The sequence below is a fragment of the Paenibacillus sp. FSL H8-0034 genome, from assembly GCF_038000305.1.
GTDB lineage: Bacteria > Bacillota > Bacilli > Paenibacillales > NBRC-103111 > Paenibacillus_S.
In genome coordinates, this window is sequence record NZ_JBBOBS010000001.1 from 1,078,127 (window position 1) to 1,095,649 (window position 17,523).

Annotated in this window: 12 protein-coding genes; 6 read left to right on the plus strand and 6 right to left on the minus strand. The window is 47.7% G+C overall.

All coding sequences use genetic code 11. The features are described from left to right. Positions 1-66 precede the first annotated feature (66 nt). Positions 67-645 (minus strand): thymidine kinase, encoded by a 579-nt coding sequence (locus tag NST47_RS05000; RefSeq protein WP_262688157.1) that lies wholly within the window; start codon positions 643-645, stop codon positions 67-69. A gap of 442 nt (positions 646-1,087) precedes the next feature. Between NST47_RS05000 and gltB the strand changes: the two genes are divergently transcribed. From gltB to NST47_RS05015, 3 genes are all read left to right on the plus strand, one after another. Further along, on the plus strand, positions 1,088-5,680 hold the full coding sequence (gene gltB / locus NST47_RS05005; protein ID WP_341154147.1) for a glutamate synthase large subunit: 4,593 nt from the start codon (positions 1,088-1,090) through the stop codon (positions 5,678-5,680). Positions 5,681-5,886: 206 nt separating this feature from the next. After that, on the plus strand, positions 5,887-7,371 hold the full coding sequence (locus tag NST47_RS05010) for a glutamate synthase subunit beta (RefSeq protein ID WP_341154148.1): 1,485 nt from the start codon (positions 5,887-5,889) through the stop codon (positions 7,369-7,371). 288 nt (positions 7,372-7,659) lie between these two features. Next, complete coding sequence (locus tag NST47_RS05015) at positions 7,660-7,983, plus strand: DUF4870 domain-containing protein (RefSeq protein ID WP_341154149.1); 324 nt, start codon at positions 7,660-7,662, stop codon at positions 7,981-7,983. A gap of 107 nt (positions 7,984-8,090) precedes the next feature. On the opposite strand, the gene NST47_RS05020 is transcribed toward NST47_RS05015, so the two are convergent. Further along, complete coding sequence (locus tag NST47_RS05020) at positions 8,091-9,890, minus strand: ABC transporter substrate-binding protein (RefSeq protein WP_341154150.1); 1,800 nt, start codon at positions 9,888-9,890, stop codon at positions 8,091-8,093. A gap of 192 nt (positions 9,891-10,082) precedes the next feature. On the opposite strand from NST47_RS05020, the gene NST47_RS05025 reads away from it, so the two are divergent. Together NST47_RS05025 and NST47_RS05030 are read left to right on the plus strand one after the other, a co-directional pair. Continuing rightward, positions 10,083-10,541, plus strand: a complete 459-nt coding sequence (locus NST47_RS05025) for a hypothetical protein (protein ID WP_341154151.1) — start codon at positions 10,083-10,085, stop codon at positions 10,539-10,541. Positions 10,542-10,567: 26 nt separating this feature from the next. Then, positions 10,568-12,097 (plus strand): DUF4153 domain-containing protein, encoded by a 1,530-nt coding sequence (locus tag NST47_RS05030; RefSeq protein ID WP_341154152.1) that lies wholly within the window; start codon positions 10,568-10,570, stop codon positions 12,095-12,097. Positions 12,098-12,108: 11 nt separating this feature from the next. On the opposite strand, the gene NST47_RS05035 is transcribed toward NST47_RS05030, so the two are convergent. Both NST47_RS05035 and NST47_RS05040 read right to left on the minus strand, forming a co-directional pair. Beyond that, positions 12,109-12,858 (minus strand): HAD family hydrolase, encoded by a 750-nt coding sequence (locus NST47_RS05035; RefSeq protein ID WP_341154153.1) that lies wholly within the window; start codon positions 12,856-12,858, stop codon positions 12,109-12,111. Positions 12,859-12,986: 128 nt separating this feature from the next. Then, on the minus strand, positions 12,987-14,354 hold the full coding sequence (locus NST47_RS05040; protein WP_341154154.1) for a GerAB/ArcD/ProY family transporter: 1,368 nt from the start codon (positions 14,352-14,354) through the stop codon (positions 12,987-12,989). 78 nt (positions 14,355-14,432) lie between these two features. Between NST47_RS05040 and NST47_RS05045 the strand changes: the two genes are divergently transcribed. After that, complete coding sequence (locus NST47_RS05045) at positions 14,433-14,579, plus strand: hypothetical protein (protein ID WP_341154155.1); 147 nt, start codon at positions 14,433-14,435, stop codon at positions 14,577-14,579. 44 nt (positions 14,580-14,623) lie between these two features. Here NST47_RS05045 and NST47_RS05050 read toward each other — a convergent pair whose 3' ends face one another. Together NST47_RS05050 and NST47_RS05055 are read right to left on the minus strand one after the other, a co-directional pair. Then, entirely contained in the window at positions 14,624-15,805 is a 1,182-nt protein-coding gene (locus NST47_RS05050; protein WP_341154156.1) for a Ger(x)C family spore germination protein, read from the minus strand. After that, a complete protein-coding gene (locus NST47_RS05055) occupies positions 15,802-17,418 on the minus strand; it encodes a spore germination protein (RefSeq protein ID WP_341154157.1) in 1,617 nt (538 codons plus the stop codon). The genes NST47_RS05050 and NST47_RS05055 overlap by 4 nt, the downstream gene beginning before the upstream one ends. Positions 17,419-17,523 lie beyond the last annotated feature (105 nt).

The following is a 17,523-nucleotide window of genomic DNA, read 5'->3' on the forward strand; positions in this document are numbered from 1 at the left end:
TACAAAAAAGAGGACCAGGCAGGTCGAAAGCTCCGACTGCCTCATCCCCTTGTGTGGACATCCCTGCTACAGCTTATGAGCCGCCTTACGTTTTGATGCATAGCATTTGCGGCACACAGGCAAGTAGCTTTCATTACCGCCAATTTGAATCTGTTCTCCTTCGAATAGGGCAACCCCATCCTTGCAGCGCATATTCATAATCGCTTTTTTATCGCAAAACCAGCAGACGGTTTTGATTTCCTCAATTTTATCTGCCATGGCCAGCAGATGATAACTGCCTTCGAACAACACGCCCATAAAGTCGGCACGCAGGCCGTAGGCAATAACAGGGATGTCCAGCGTATCCACAATATCTGCCAATTGCTGAACCTGAGCCTTTGTTAAAAACTGTGCCTCATCCAATAAAATACAGTTTGGCTTTTCTGTGGAGGCAAGCTCCACCATATCGATGCGATCATCAATGATAATCGCCTTTTTTTGCATCCCGATTCTTGACGTTACCGTACCGATCCCGTGTCGATCATCGACGGATGGAGTGAACAGCAGCACCTTTTTGCCCTGCTCTTCATAGTTATGGACGGTTCTTAATACTTCTATAGATTTGCCGCTGTTCATGGTGCCGTATCGAAAATAAAGTTTGGCCACTGAGATAGACAGTCCTCTCCGCTGAAATATGTCCATAATCATAGCACAGGATGCCCTATAAATGTATAGGTCCATGCCTTCATGGAAGCTTTCGTTAATCATTTGGAATTTAATAGGCATTTGTAGAAGGTAAAAAGAAGTGATTGCATGCACAATTTATGTATCAGGATTTATTGCTCGCTTGATCACGATTTTAAGCATTTTAGCCTGCTTTTAGGGGGTCTCATGTTAGCTTTTTGCGGTTTAAGCGCAGTAAAAACCGAATATTAAGTGAAATCGTTGCGAAAAAAGATAGCTTTTTATCGAAAAAATGATATTTTTTAAATTGATATGTTAGGTCTCAGGTGTTAATATAAAACATATTATCATTTATAACGTTCGTAGAATCGGCATGATTTTGCAAGCATGGAAGTTAATCTTACAGGAAGAAAGGTTGTACAACATGAGCAGAAAAGGATTACCAGTCAAACAAGGTCTTTATGACCCACAGTTTGAGCATGATGCGTGCGGCATCGGTTTTGTAGCTAATATTAAAGGGAAGCCATCCCACGAAATTGTGGGTCAGGCGTTGAATGTACTTTGCAATCTGGATCACCGCGGTGGCCAAGGCAGTGAAAGCAATACGGGGGATGGAGCCGGTATTTTACTGCAAATTCCACATAGCTTTTTTAAAGCGGAGCTTGCCCTTGAACATATTGAATTACCGGAGCCGGGCCAATATGGTGTCGGTATGGTCTTTCTACCACAGGATGCAGCTCAGCGTGCAGCCTGTGAGCAGGTGCTTGAGGCGCAAATCAAGGAAACCGGCCAGCGTCTGATCGGTTGGAGAACAGTTCCTACGGACAACTCGTCACTGGGTGCTTCCGCCGTATCGGCAGAGCCGTTCGTTCGTCAGGTTTTTATTGGATCGACAGTTGAGGCATCGCAGGAACTGGCATTTGAGCGTAAGCTTTTTGTCATTCGCAAGCTGACTGAAAATGCGGTTCGTGCGCTTGATCAGGAGCAGGCCTTTTATTTTGCCAGCTTGTCCAACCGTACCATTGTATACAAAGGTATGCTTACACCTGAACAAGTGGACAATTATTACCTTGAGTTGAAAAATCCGAAGTTTGAGACGGCGCTTGCGCTTGTCCATTCCCGGTTCAGTACGAACACCTTCCCGAGTTGGGAACGCGCCCATCCTTACCGCTATGTGATCCACAACGGCGAAATCAATACACTTCGCGGTAACGTGAACTGGATGCATGCGCGTCAGGCGATGTGCGATACCGATCTGTTCGGTGATGATTTCAAAAAAATTCTGCCGATTATCGATGCAGATGGCTCCGACTCGCAAATGTTTGATAACACGTTGGAGTTTTTGATGCTCTCCGGGCGTTCCTTGCCACATGCAGCGATGATGATGATCCCTGAGCCATGGTCCAAGCATGCGACGATGAGCGACGAGAAGAAAGCTTTTTACGAATACCATAGCTGCCTTATGGAGCCATGGGATGGGCCTGCAGCGATTTCCTTTACGGATGGCCGGATGATCGGTGCTGTTCTGGACCGTAACGGATTGCGTCCAGGCCGCTATTATATAACCAAAGACGATTTGATCGTACTTGCTTCCGAGGTAGGGGTACTGAACATTGCTCCCGAACGGATTGCCAGCAAAGAACGTCTGCAGCCGGGCAAGATGCTGTTGATCGATACAGTCGCCGGACGCATTATACCGGATGAAGAGGTTAAAGCCGGGATTGTTGCGGAGCAGCCTTACCGTGCTTGGCTGGATGAGCACCTCATTTCACTGGAGGAGCTGCCACAAGCCGAAGTTGTTCCTCAGACAGACCACGCTACCGTGCTGCAGCGTCAGCAGGCGTTTGGTTATACCTTTGAGAACATTCGTAAAGTGATTGAGCCTATGGCCAAGACAGGCGTTGATCCACTTGGATCGATGGGCTATGATGCGCCGCTTGCCGTTCTTTCCGACAGACCGCAGCTGCTGTACAGCTACTTCAAACAGCTGTTCGCCCAGGTAACCAACCCGCCGATCGATTCCAACTTTGAGGAGATCATTACGGCGCAAGGTACAACGGTAGGTCCAGAACGCAATCTGATTCAGCCGGAACCGGAAAGCTGTCGTCAAATCCGTTTGGCTACACCGATTTTGACCAATGCGGAGCTTGCCCAATTGCGTGAGATCAAGCGTGATGGTTTTAAAACCGTAACGCTGCCTATTTTATTCAATCCAGCTTCAGGAACACAAGCGCTTGAAGAAGCAATGGAGGCTTTGTATACAGCTGCCGACGAGGCTATTGCTGATGGAGCTAACCTGATCATTTTATCCGACCGTGGAGTCGATGCGAATAACGCTGCCATTCCTGCTTTGCTGGCTGTATCGGGTCTGCATCATCACCTGATCCGCGTAGGCACGCGTACCAAAGTGGGCTTGCTGCTGGAATCCGGCGAACCGCGTGAAGTGCATCATTTTGCTCTGCTGCTTGGCTACGGTGTGAGCGCAATTAATCCTTATCTGGCGCTGGAAACTCTGATTGATTTGTCCAGCCAGAACAAATTGAAAGATCTCACTATCGAAAAAGCACTGTACAACTACGTGAAGGCTTCAACAAAGGGTGTCGTTAAGGTATTAGCCAAAATGGGGATTTCCACCATTCAAAGCTACCGCGGGGCGCAAATTTTTGAAGCTGTCGGCTTGGATCAATCCGTAGTTGATAAATATTTTACATGGACGTATACACCAGTAAGCGGTATTCAGATTGATACGATTGCCCAGGAAGCGATTTTACGCCATGAACGGGCTTACTCCGAGCAGGAGGGTCGTGACCGTGGACTGGATACAGGCGGAGAGCTGCAATGGCGTAAAAATGCCGAGGAGCATCTGTACAATCCGGAAACGATTCATGCGCTGCAAGCGGCGGTAAGAACGAACAATTATGAGATGTACAAAAAATTCGCAGGCTTGGTACAAGGTCAAGATGAGAAGTTTATGTCGCTTCGTGCTTTGTTCTCGTTCAAATCGCAGCGTGAACCGATTTCTATTGATGAAGTTGAATCGGTAGAATCACTGTTCAAACGTTTTAAAACCGGTGCGATGTCCTATGGCTCGATTTCCAAAGAGACACATGAGGATATGGCGATTGCGATGAACCGCATCGGCGGCAGATCGAACACGGGTGAAGGCGGAGAGCATTATGATCGCTTCACACCGGACGAGAATGGCGATTCACGCCGCAGTTCGATCAAGCAGGTTGCATCGGGCCGTTTTGGCGTAACGAGCAACTACCTGGTGAATGCGGATGAAATTCAGATCAAAATGGCGCAGGGCGCCAAGCCGGGTGAAGGCGGCCAGCTACCGGGTACGAAGGTTTATCCATGGGTAGCCGAGGTTCGTGGTGTTACACCAGGCGTAGGACTGATCTCGCCGCCACCGCATCATGATATTTATTCGATCGAGGATTTGGCCGAGCTTATTCATGACTTGAAAAATGCCAATCCACGTGCAAGAATCAGCGTCAAGCTCGTATCCGAGGTAGGTGTCGGCACGATTGCTGCCGGTGTGGCCAAAGGTAAAGCAGATGTTGTATTGATCAGTGGTTATGACGGAGGAACGGGTGCTTCACCGCAAACAAGTATTCGTCACGCAGGACTTCCATGGGAGCTGGGTCTGGCCGAAACGCATCAAACGTTAATGCTGAACAATCTGAGAAGTCGGATTGTGGTTGAGACTGACGGTAAGCTGATGACAGGCCGTGATGTTGTGGTTGCTGCTCTACTCGGTGCCGAAGAGTTTGGATTTGCAACGACACCTTTGATTGCACTTGGCTGTATCATGATGAGAGTGTGCCATCTGGATACGTGTCCGGTCGGTGTCGCAACCCAGAACCCGCGGCTTCGTGCCAAATACACGGGGGACCCTGAGCATGTGGTGAATTTCATGAACTTTGTTGCCCAGGATGCTCGTGAGCTGATGGCTGAGCTTGGATTCCGTACCATTGAAGAAATGGTGGGTCACACGGAATTTCTGGAAACGAAGCAAGCCATCGACCATTGGAAAGCCAAGGGCGTTGACTTGACACCACTGCTGCACAAGCCAGAGGTTGGCGAAGATGTGGGCAGCTTCTGCTCCATGGCTCAGGATCATGGACTTGAGAATTCTTTGGATATGAAAGAGCTGTTAAGCATTTGTGAGCCTGCTCTGGAAGAGAAAAAGAACGTGCATGCGATCCTTCCGATTCATAACGTAAACCGCGTTGTTGGTACCATTTTGGGTAGTGAGGTTACACGTCGTTATGGACGTGAGGGATTGCCGAACGATACGATCCGCATTCATTTTAATGGCTCTGCTGGTCAAAGCTTTGGTGCTTTTGTACCAAAGGGCATTACGCTCTCGCTGGAAGGCGATGCTAACGACTACGTCGGCAAAGGCTTATCCGGTGGTAAAGTTATCGTATTCCCATCCGAGCAATCGAGCTTTGCAGCGGAAGAGAACATTATTATCGGGAATGTTGCTTTCTACGGAGCAACCGATGGTGATGCTTATATTCGCGGTATGGCAGGGGAGCGCTTCTGCGTACGGAACTCCGGCGTTCGTGCAGTCGTTGAAGGTGTAGGAGACCATGGCTGCGAATACATGACGGGTGGACGTGTAGTCGTATTGGGTCCAACCGGACGTAACTTCGCAGCGGGAATGTCGGGTGGTACTGCTTATGTACTTGATGAGCAGGGCACCTTCAAGGACCAATGTAACCAGGAGATGGTTTACCTGGAGCAGGTTGAAGAGACCTTCGAGGCCGAAGAGCTGCGCAACATGATTCAGCGTCATGCTACCTTTACTGGAAGCTCGGTGGCAGAACGTGTCTTGAAAAACTGGGAAGAGTACGTATGGAAATTCGTCAAGGTCATTCCGAAGGACTACAAACGGATGTTTGAAGCGATTGAACGCGTAAAACGGTCCGGCTTAAGTCAACAGGAAGCGATGCTAGTGGCGTTTGAAGAAAATATGAAGGACGTATCCCGTGTCGGCGGTAACTAATCCTTAACATCAGTAGGTTTGATAGGGTTCATGTCGTAATTTGCTAGGTTTGCTCGGAGTCGGCTCCATCATCTGTACCTTTACCGCACCTGTGCGGATAAGGAGACAGATGGTGGACAGCTCTTGGCCTCTCTATTGAAATGACATGAACCTTTAATCATATTAATATTTAAAGCGCTTTCACAATCCAATATGGAGGTATGGGAATGGGTAAACCAACCGGATTTATTGAATATGAGCGCCAAACACCAAGCGAGATTTCACCATTGCTGCGCATTAGTCATTGGAACGAATTTAGCGTTCCGTTGTCAGAAGACAAGCTGCAACAACAAGGTGCACGCTGTATGGACTGCGGAATCCCATTTTGTCACACAGGCACCTTGATTAGTGGTATGGCAGCAGGCTGCCCGGTCAACAACCTGATTCCCGAATGGAATGATCTCGTCTATCAAGGTGAATGGCGTGGAGCGTTGGAGCGTTTGCATAAAACGAACAATTTCCCCGAATTTACCGGTCGTGTTTGCCCGGCTCCCTGTGAAGGCTCCTGTACCGTGGGCTTGAGCGGATCACCCGTCACCATCAAGAACATTGAAAAGTCGATTATCGATAAAGGTTATGCAGAGGGCTGGGTTGTTCCCGAGCCTCCGACTATTCGAACAGGCAAGAAGGTGGCAGTAATAGGCTCAGGTCCTTCCGGACTGGCATGTGCAGCACAACTTAATAAAGCTGGTCATACCGTAACCGTCTACGAAAGAGCGGATCGGGTCGGTGGTCTGCTGATGTACGGCATTCCGAATATGAAGCTGGACAAAAAGTATGTGCAGCGCAGGGCTGACCTGCTTCAGGCAGAAGGTGTTACCTTTATAACCAACACCGAGATTGGCAAGGATATTCCGGCAGCGCAGCTCAAGGAAGAGTTTGATGCAATAGTATTGTGCGGCGGTGCGACCAAAGGCCGTGATCTGAACATTGAAGGCCGTGATCTGAAGGGTGTTCATCTTGCAATGGAATTTCTATCCAAGAATACGAAAAGCCTGCTCGACTCCAGGCATCACGATGGACAATTTATTTCTGCAGAAGGCAAGGATGTTATTGTGATCGGGGGTGGCGATACAGGTACAGATTGTGTGGGCACCTCAATCCGCCATAAATGCCGCAGCGTTACCCAATTCGAGATCATGCCACGATCACCGGAAAAGCGTCCGGCTAACAATCCTTGGCCAGAATGGCCGAAGGTGCTAAAAGTCGATTATGGTCAGGAAGAAGCTGCACAGCTTCAGGGACAGGACCCGCGTCAATATTTAATCAATACGAAGAAATTTGTTGGTGATGAGAACGGCCATGTGAAGGAGCTGCATACCGTGCTGATCGAATGGCAGCTGGATACGCAGGGTCGGTTTGTACCGGTAGAAGTGCCAGGCAGTGAAAAGGTATATCCGGCGCAACTGGTTATGCTTGCGATGGGCTTTATGGGTCCAGAGTCCACAGTGCTTGATCAACTGGGAGTTGAGAAAGACGCACGCTCCAATGCCAAGGCCGATTACGGCAAGTACGCCACCAATGTAGAAGGTGTATTTGCGGCTGGAGATATGCGGCGCGGCCAAAGTCTGGTCGTATGGGCGATTAATGAAGGACGCGAGGCTGCCCGCGAATGCGACCGGTTCCTGATGGGATCATCGAATTTGCCGTAATGACCATATTTGATCGAACAGGAACGTTTATCGGTAACGATGAACGTTCTTTTTTTGAAGAGATAAGCGTATAAGTTTTCAGCAGAGCTGAATGATTCTTATCTCGCAAGAAAAGCTACCGCTTAGACACGAATTTATCTTCGTCGAATAGGCTTCGATCAGAAGCTTTTCTTATGTCAGCGTAATAGACTAGTTAAGGACCTGGGTGGGTTTAGTTCCAAGGTCACTAGTCCGGAATTAAATAAATGTGCTAAGGTGTATCCAATAAAACACGCAGGAGGTAGATTTATGTTAACGGAAGATGAGAAAACAATCGCGTTGCTATCACACGTGTTGTGTCTGGCTGGAGGTTTTCTTGCCCCACTGATCATTTGGCTGCTTAAAAAGGATCAATCAGCCTACATAGCCGAGCATGCGCAGGAATCACTTAATTTTCAAATATCGGTCTTGATTTATTCTACTGTAGCCGGATTCTTGTGCATTATTTTTATCGGCTTTGTGCTGCTGCCTTTGATCGGTATTGCCGCTCTGGTTCTTATCATTGTGGCCACGATGAAAGCCTATAAAGGGGAAATGTACCGTTACCCTTTTACGATTCGTCTGATTAAGTAATACAGGCGAGCTGATTATTATCCATTCGAGGAAATGGTCAATAAGACACAACCTTAGAGCGTCTATGGTTCGTGTCTTATTTGATTTGTATTTTTGCCAAGCACCGCTTATTGTCCATCCCGCTGTGGCTTGAACCAAATATTCTTGAACTGCACCCAATCGAGGGAGTCGAGCGTGATCCCTTTTACAGAAGAATGAAAGGCTGTTTTAAGTCTTTTAAAATATAGCAGCTGCAGCACATGCTCATCATGCAGGCGCCGCTCGATGCTGTGCAGTAAGCCTGCCCGTCCGTCACGCTGCGGCTCGCGTAGCGTGGCTTGTATGAATTGCTCGACGGCAGCCTTGCAGCCCGGCTCCAAATGATGCTGCATGCTCTTGTACAAGTCGATCAGACGCAGCTCGGCATCATTGTCGAGCATAAGGGAGAACAGTAATAGATCAGCCTGCAGGCGCCGTTCTCCCTTGAACTCCTCAACAGGAAGCAGTACGACTTCAATGTTCAAGCCTGCCTCACGCAGCAGGATTTGCACAAGCAAGGCATCCCGCTCGTAATGAGGGATTGTGCACAATACAATACGTTCCCCAACATATCCCGACATTTTGATTTTCCCCCGTACCTGCTCAAGCTCCGTCTCGGCAAGGTCTACAGGTGTATGGCGGATGAAACTGTCAGCCGCATAGATCGCATCGCCGTCAATCAGCTTCAGCAGCTTGGCTTGATCGAAGGCCTCGTACACCGCCTCCCGAATCGCGGGGTCCTTCAGAGGGCCCTGCTTCAATAAATTGAAGGTAACGAATTTTGCGGTTGTACCCTGCTGCTGTACCTGCATATAATCGCTTTCCTTCGTATCCGGCATCTGATAATTATGAATAATTTGAAAGCTCTCCAATGTGCGGAGCTGATCCTTCTGCTGCTCCTGCATATCCGGCACATGCCACAGCTCAACCCGATCCAAATGCGCTCTACCCTGAAAATAATCGGGGAAGGCATCGAGAATCGACATCGAAGCATCATGAAAGGTGAGCTTAAATGGTCCTGTACCAATCGGAGCAAGCGCAAATGCAGATTCTCCTTCCCGATAGGCATCGGATGGAATAATGGCAGCCCGGTTCGTACTCATAAACTGTGGAAACAGCTCGTTAGGCTCAGTTAAATGAATCGTTATCGTCAAGGGATCTATAATCTCGATCCGTTCCATTTGTTGAAATACCCAGCGGTATAACGAACGTGCGGAAGAATGCTTTAACCGCTCCAGCGTGAATTGAATATCCTCGGCAGCCAGCTCCTTGCCGTGATGAAAACGAACACCTTTGCGCACATAAAAAGTCCATGCCGTCCTTGCTTTGTTGGCTTCCCAGGCATGAGCCAAATGCGGCTCCACCGTTTGCGTCAGTCGATTGTAGCTTACCAGGCTGTCGAACAGCTGGTTGACCAAATGGGACTCAGCGGAAAAGTTCGTAAAAGCAGGGTCCAGCGTCTGGATCGGTTGAGTCAACGGAAACCGCAGCGTATCAAATCTTTTGCTGTCTCGCAGCTCACTGCTGTAACCGAAGTAGCCGTTTAGCCAGCTATGAAAGTTCGCCTTTAGCGAATCGGGTATCGAGGAAATGTTCATTTGCTCCAAAGCGCCACGAAGATCCTTGCGCTCGACCAGCTCTTTGGCCAAGAGCAGCACGACCTCCTCCACAGGCGTCAGAAACTGCAACAAGGAGCGGTTGCCCCGGCCTTTTCTTGGCGTCCATTGCAGCCAGCCCTGCTTGTCCATCTTTTGCATAATCATCGTTACATTCCGATGCGTACAATCCAGGATGGCGGCTATTTCATCTAACATGATCTCCTGCTCCTGATGCTCTTGCGCATAGGGCAGCTTTTCCCGCAAACGTACGTAATGGCTGGCCAGCTTCATGCTATCACCTCAATCTGTGAATACGGAGTGTTATCCGCCTTATAAGGGCAATTCTGGGTAGGACTTAAGCATAACCGAACCTGAGCTGGAAAAACAGGAAATTTACATTTGGAAAGTTGCCCTTTTTATTCCTGTTTTTATGTCTACAATAGAATTAGGCTCACGGACTGGGCTATTAATGGAGGGATAACAATGATAAAAAGCATGCGAACCACAGAAGGCTTTACTTTGCACATGCAGTGGATTGAGCAATTTGTGAAGGAGGCGGAGCAAGCTTTGGAATTGGAAAATGTGAGGACGACCGCGCAGACTGTACTATTTTATGCAGGCATGCACGTACAAATAGAAAAACAACAAGCCGCCGCTTCACAAGTTCACCAGCAGAACGGTAGTCATCAAGCGGGATCACCACAGACGGAAACGGCCAACGATTGGCTGCTCGCTCCAGAGGAAGAGGTTGTGAGGGCAGCTCTTGAGATTACTGCGGAGGCATTTCATCCACTGCTCAAGCTGTCTCTTCAAACAGTACTTGAGGATGAAGAGAGTCTGCTCACCATTGAAGAACGCACCTATATCCATTCCTATGCAAGTAGGTATATTAGTCAAATTAAAGAGAAGGTTAGCCAGTTCGGAACCTATTGGCTGCATTAAAATAGATAGTCGGAGGTATAAAATTCATGCAGTTACTCGACGAACAACAAAACAAGCAGCAAACGATGCTGCTCATAGGTGCTCTGATATGTGGTTGTATTCATCATCTCTTGTTCTATGATCAAGCATGGGGTGTTTCCTATCCATTATTTATCGCCGTTTTTTATATGTATTTCTATTGGGCGTTGAAAGAGAGGATTGCGCTGCGTCTGGATGCTTCCTTTATGCTGCTCATCCCGATAGCCTTACTATCCTTAACGTACGCGGTTTTTTCAAATACACTGTTCATGGTGCTCAATGCATTTGCGATTCCTTGCCTGATCTTTGTGCATACCGTATGGACGCTGCGGCGGCCTGCAATTCGCTGGTACGAAGCAAGTATGGTGCTTGCTGTTCTGGAGCAGCTGTTCGGACATACGATGCGCTATGTTCCGCAGCCTGCTCTCATAGTGATCAAAAGCATCAAGGAAAAAATTCAAACGGGTCGTTCTCAGCGCATGTGGAAAATACTGATCGGGATTGTCATTTCACTGCCAATTGTGCTGCTTGTCGGATCGCTGCTTGCTTCCGCGGACACGATGTTCGATCGTCTGCTTTCTCAGCTTCCGGAGCTTGTGGGAAAGATGCAACCAGGTGAAACCATATTCAGGTTGATCTGGATCGCTTTCGTAACTAGTGGATTATTCGCTTATGTGTGGGGTATGCTGTACCCATTGAAGAGGAGGCATAGACCGGAGGACGTACCTGCTGTTCCCATGAAAAAGGTCAGTATGGACGCTACGGTGACGATAACGATCCTGCTGATTTTGAACACGATGTACGTGTTGTTTGCTGTTGTGCAGTTTTCTTATTTTTTTGGAGGGGGCATGACGGCACTTCCAGCAGAAATGACTTATGCTGACTATGCCCACCGCGGCTTTGCTGAGCTGATTGTAGTCACGGTTATTAATTTTACACTGCTGATGATCACGCTGCACGGAACTGACCGTTCTGTACGTTCGATGGATTTGTTCCTTCGATTGCTTTTGGCTGTATTGATAGGCTGCACGGGCGTTATGCTATGTTCGGCGTTTTTGCGGATGTTGATGTATGAGGAAGCGTATGGTTTTTCGGAGACGCGTTTGTTGGTCGATGTATTTATCATCTTCCTGTCAGTATTGTTCACGATTGCTTTGGTGAAGCTGTGGAAGGATCGCCTCCAGCTGATGAAGCCCTATGTGAGTCTGGCGTTGGCTGCGTATTTGATCGTTAACTATATGCAGGTGGATGCGATTGTAGCTTCCAACAATATCAAACGCTTTGAAGCCGTCGGCAGTATCGATACGGAATATCTGGGTTCTCTAAGCTTTGAGGCCGTGCCTTATCTCATAGATTTAAGACAGCAGCACCCAGAGCTGGATGGTACGGATAAAGCGATCCAGATCATGAAAAGACGCCTTCCGCTTCCTGGGGAGACGTCATGGGTATCATTCAATTTATCGATGTGGAAGGCTGGCAAAGCGCTGCAGGCCATCCCATTGGAACCGTTGGAATCACCAAAGCTCTATTCGAGATAGTCCACTTAAGCTTACATACCGGATGAAGTCGAAGATATATAGCTGCGGATCGCTTCCGGAATTTCATATAGTGAGGCTAATGTTAAGAAAGCCCCCTGCGGCTCCGTGTCAATATCGACATGATTATAGATCCATTCCTGTAGAGCAGGCATAAATATCGTGTTTAGGCCTGCTTTCAGAGCGGGGGTAACATCGGTGCGAAGCGAGTTGCCAATCATCCAGGTCGATTTACGGTCAAACTGCTGCTCAGTAATCAGCTGCTCCAGATATTCGTCAGTTTTGTGGCGGGTGACATGAATATTGCTGCCAAAAAAACGCTCCAAATCGGCTTCCGTTACTTTGCGCATCTGAATCATTCTGTCTCCGCCTGTATAGAGATGAAGCTCGTGTCCTTCAGTTTCCAGTTGGGTTAACGTCTCTTTCATCCCTGGATAAGGCTCAATACTATGTCCGTATACGGTTCTTCCAATTTCCGTCAATCGGGCAATTTCATCGGAATTTTTCGGTCGACCGGTTAAGTCAGAGAAATAGTCATAGGTTTCAACGAATGACTCGGGAAAATGGTTAGGATCAAAGCCAAGCCGCATCACACGATCCAGATCAGCCTCAGCCTGCTTTTTTTTGATTTCCTCGACAGGGACATGGTAGGTATGAAAAAACATCTCCATTAAATCCGCGAATTGCTCAACCACCAGATCAAAATATTTGTTGCAGTGAATTAATGTATCGTCCAGATCAAATAAAATCGTTTGCTTTATCATAGGTTGTCTCCGTCATTTTTTAAGCAGATTATATCATGGCATCAGGGAAAATCCTATCCTCAGTATGCCCTCCATGGAGTGTGTATCGCCCTAGATCATGCTTATTTCTGAGATCTCTGGAGGCCTTGTCATCTTTTGCTGAGCGAATGAATCTCCATGTAAGAGGTGTAGATGAGCAGGATGGAGCAAAGCCCATACATACTTCCACAGATAAAGCCGACACTTGACCAGCTGTTGCTTTTCCAAAGGCCGATTATTAATGCACCCAGGCTGATGGCCAGCAAAATATAGGTCCATCGTTCCCAGCCTTGCTGGGGTGATCGCTGCAGCGGAGAAGCAGGTTTGGGAGGTGCAGCAGGCTTTTGTGTACCATTATCCTTCGTGGTGTCGTTCTGATCGTTTTTTTGATCCTGATGAATCGGATGGCGCAGGGACAGCAGCCCCAGCAATATAAATAGAAGAGGCTGGTAGCTGAGCGTAATGACGGACGAGCTGTAATTAACAAAACTGAATACCTCAGTGGTGCTTTTAAATGCAAGCACGGTCGTCAGCAGGAGAAGCAGGGCGACAGGTGTATTCAATTTGCTGTAATCTCGCTGATTCACCAGGCTCGCCATTCCTATTTGAAAGGCCAGGTAGACGAGGAGCACACCACAAGCGGTAACCGGAAAACAGATAACCAGAACAAGCAAGTCCAGCCGGTCCAGAAAGTCAGTAATATGAATCTGCTGGATCAAGGAATAGTTGGGGTAGACCATATTTGCTGGAATTGTCGGACCCAGTACCAGCACCTCGAGCACGATGAAATTGAAGAGCATGCAGGCTGCCATCAGAACGCCGTGTCGTATGGCAGAGCCAACCTGACGTGCCCCCCATAACGTATGTAAGAAGGCACCCATGACAAAAATATCGCCGAACCAGCCCAGACTAAGTACATTGATTGAGAAGATGGAGCTCCATGGTCTGGTCAGTACGGGCTGCATTAACCGGATGTCCATTTCGTTGGACAAGGCAAGCGGTGTCAGCAGGATAATCAATATAAATGCAGGAAATAACAGGTCATTGACTCGTGCCAATACCTCCACACTCGTTTTGCCATATACGATAAGCAGCACGACCAAGAGCAGGAGGATCATTTCCCCAGGGGTATTGGGCAGCAATGTAATCCCGATAAATTTACCGAATGTCGATAAATCGCGTGTGAGAATCAGCCATAGATGAAACAGAAGTATCAGATTCACGATAGTTCCGATCACAGAGCCGAAGACGATTTTATTAATTTCAAAAAGATGCTTATTGGGAAAACGTTTCACCAGCACAGTGAACAGGGCTGCAACTCCGATCACATACAGCACGGGAAGCATATAAGCCGACCACGCATCCGAGTAGCCAATGCGAAATAATACCTGTTGGATACTGATGAGACCACCGCCAGAAAGTAGAGCGGCGGTCAGCCAGGCGAATTGTCGGTAATTAATTATTTGTTTAGAGTCCATCTGCTCATCTGCCTTTGCAAGGTTCTATTTAAGTGCACTATTCAAAGATTGAAGGAGAGAGAACACCCAAGGTGAGACATGGTTGACAAAAAAACGGGTAGGCATCGGGATGCTAATATGAAACACGATGCACAAAAACAAGCTGAACGAGCATGCATATACGATCCGGCAAAGCCACCTGAGCGGCAATGGCTGCTTGCGCATTTTCTTCAGGTTCAACAGTAGATTCAACACAAGAACGAAAAAAATGATAGTCAGGAAAATGAGATTCATTGGCTGATCCGCTCCCTCGTAACATTATCAAAGATGAGCCCCGTATCTGTCAGCTGGCTTTGTACCTGTATATTAAATTTGGCGTCCTTCAAACTCTCTGGCCAGTTTTTCTCAAACTGAGATTTCCATTCGCCAGGATATGCTCTCCATAGAAAGTTTCCAAACTCACAGGAGTCGACATTATTTTTAAGAGATTGATTAATGACTTCCTGAATGGCACTCTTTACCTTTTTGGATATACTATCCTCGACCAATAAGATGTTTTTAGTTTGACTCAAATCGTAGTGGGACGTGTCCTCCATTAACGTAGCTTTTATATTCAATGCTATATCATATTCCAGCTTTTGATTTACCAGCTTGGTGTTAATATTTGTTAGTGCTTCGTAGATCCGTGCAGCCATAATTTGACCGTCTCCCATTTGAAGCGTGATGGAGTGGCTGATCATTTTTTGCCCATTGATGATACTGAGACCCATTGCTGCATCATTCTCCAACGTACCCACCATCTTATCGTGGCGAAATTGTGCATAGCCTTTAAGTTCCACTTCCTTGGAGGATTCAACCCCCTGTTCTGAATCCTTCACGGCCATATACACGGCAACCGGATCAGCACCAGGTAAGCTAAGTGAAATCCCAAAATCCTTGAAGTTGATGTCCATAACTGATTTGGACTTGATTAATTCACGTATGGCTTCAGATGGAAAGTGCTCGAATTTGGGCGTGGAATTCATCATGTCGTAAGCTTTTCCCTTGGTGACCACGAGAAAGGTGGTCATCCGGCTTTCAGGGCTGCGCGGTACGGTGTCGAAAAGCTCACGAATCCCTTGTCGTGCCAGATCCTCTCCGACCAGAATGGTTCTGCGATGAGCCAAAAACATACGTCTCGACATTCGTTTTTGCAGCTTCATATGGCATTCACGGTACGTTGCTCCGACTTCGGAATCTATATAGTAGCTCTTACCGCTACTTGAACCCCCGCCGCCACCCCCGCCAGTGGCCCCACCCATTTGTCCTGGCAGCGGCAGCATAACCGTATAACGAATTTTTCCATCCTTCTCCAAATCGATAGCGGAGGTCAGAATAAAGGCCATATCATTAACTTCTGTACGGTCCCAGCAGCCCGATAGCAGCGTTGAAGCCAGCAGTAGCAGGAGTAAGCTGATGCTGCGTGCGTTCATAGGGTGTCATCCTCCTTCTCATGGTGGATCGTTTCCCCCTTCTGCCCGCCCTGCTCTTTGATTTCAGCTGGCAGCTCGTCTCCCAAGCGGATTGAATCCTGAACGGGCATAAAGTAGGACCGATGCTTGTTGAGCCACAGAGGAGGGCGCACCGCGGTATCCATCAAATCGCCGACGGATAGAGGACCCAGTGGAGACAAATAGGGAATACCAAATGAACGCAAATTAGCCATATGTCCGATAATGATTAATACCGTAATCAGGATGCCATACATGCCAAAGATCGAAGCGGCGATGATGATTGGAAAGCGCAGCATCCGAATTGCGATCGCTCCATTGAAGCGGGGAATTGTGAAAGAAGCGATTCCCGTTAGCGATACAACAATGACCATCGGTGCCGAAACAATCCCCGCCTGCACAGCCGCTTGCCCCACGACCAACGCTCCCAGAATACTGACGGCAGAGCCGATCGTTTTGGGAAGTCGGATACCTGCTTCCCGCAGACCTTCGAACGTGATCTCCATAATTAATGCTTCTACAACAGCAGGAAAAGGAATCGCTTCTCGGGCTGCAGCTATGGATAACAGCAAGGAAGTGGGAATCAAATCCTGGTGAAAAGTTGTGATGGCTACATACAACCCTGGCGTCAACAAAGAAAGGACCATGAACATGTAACGTAATATTCGGATCAAGGACGAGATCTGAAAACGTTCGTAATAATCTTCATTGGATTGCAGGATGTCGGTAAAGACGAACGGTACTATCAATACAAAAGGAGTTCCATCGACGATGATTCCAACCTTACCTTGTAATAAAGCCGCAGCGACCGTATCAGGGCGCTCCGTATATTGAAGCTGTGGAAAAGGCGAATAAGCTGAATCCTGAATAAATTCTTCGATATAGCCGGATTCTAGCACTGCATCAATATCAATCTTCTCCAGCCTGCGCAGCACTTCTTTCACAATCTCCGGATCGGCAATATCGTCCATATAAGTGATAACAATACTGGTGTTGCTTTCTCGCCCGATTGTCATCGGCTTCATTTTCAAATGCGGAGTTTTCAGCTTGCGGCGAATCATCGACGTGTTGGTACGAATATTTTCCACAAAGCCTTCACGGGGACCGCGAATGACGGATTCCGTTTCCGGTTCATTAATAGAGCGCTTCTCCATACCTCGAATGCCCATGAGCAGTGCCTGATTGTTACCCTCAACAATCAGTCCTGCATCACCGCTAAGTATAGAGATGAGCATATCTGAATAATTGTCTGTTTTCTGCGTTTGACTAATGGGCAGTGTTGCTTCGACAATGGCATCGATCAGCTGTTCATGTCCCTCAAGGATCATGAGCGATTTCATCGCCTCGTTGGCGAATTGGGTATTGACCATGCCGTCCACGAACACAATGATCGCTGAGATGCCGCCTTCAATGGTGAACTCACGGATGACAAAATCCGAGCAGTCCGCAAATAAATGCTTTAAATAGTCTTTATTTTCCTCCAGCGTTACGAAGATCGGTACCGATTTTAATTCGTCAATAAATTGATAATCAAAATGGTGCAACGTATCTGTCTGTTGTTTGCCGGATTTGTTTTCTTTTCGTTTACGAAGCATGTTGACGACCTCCTTGAGTTTCCTGTGCTGCCAGCGAGTGGCGGAGCGTCTCACGTGTAGGTTGCCTTAAATTGAAAATTTTATGACTGTATCACAGAAACTCCG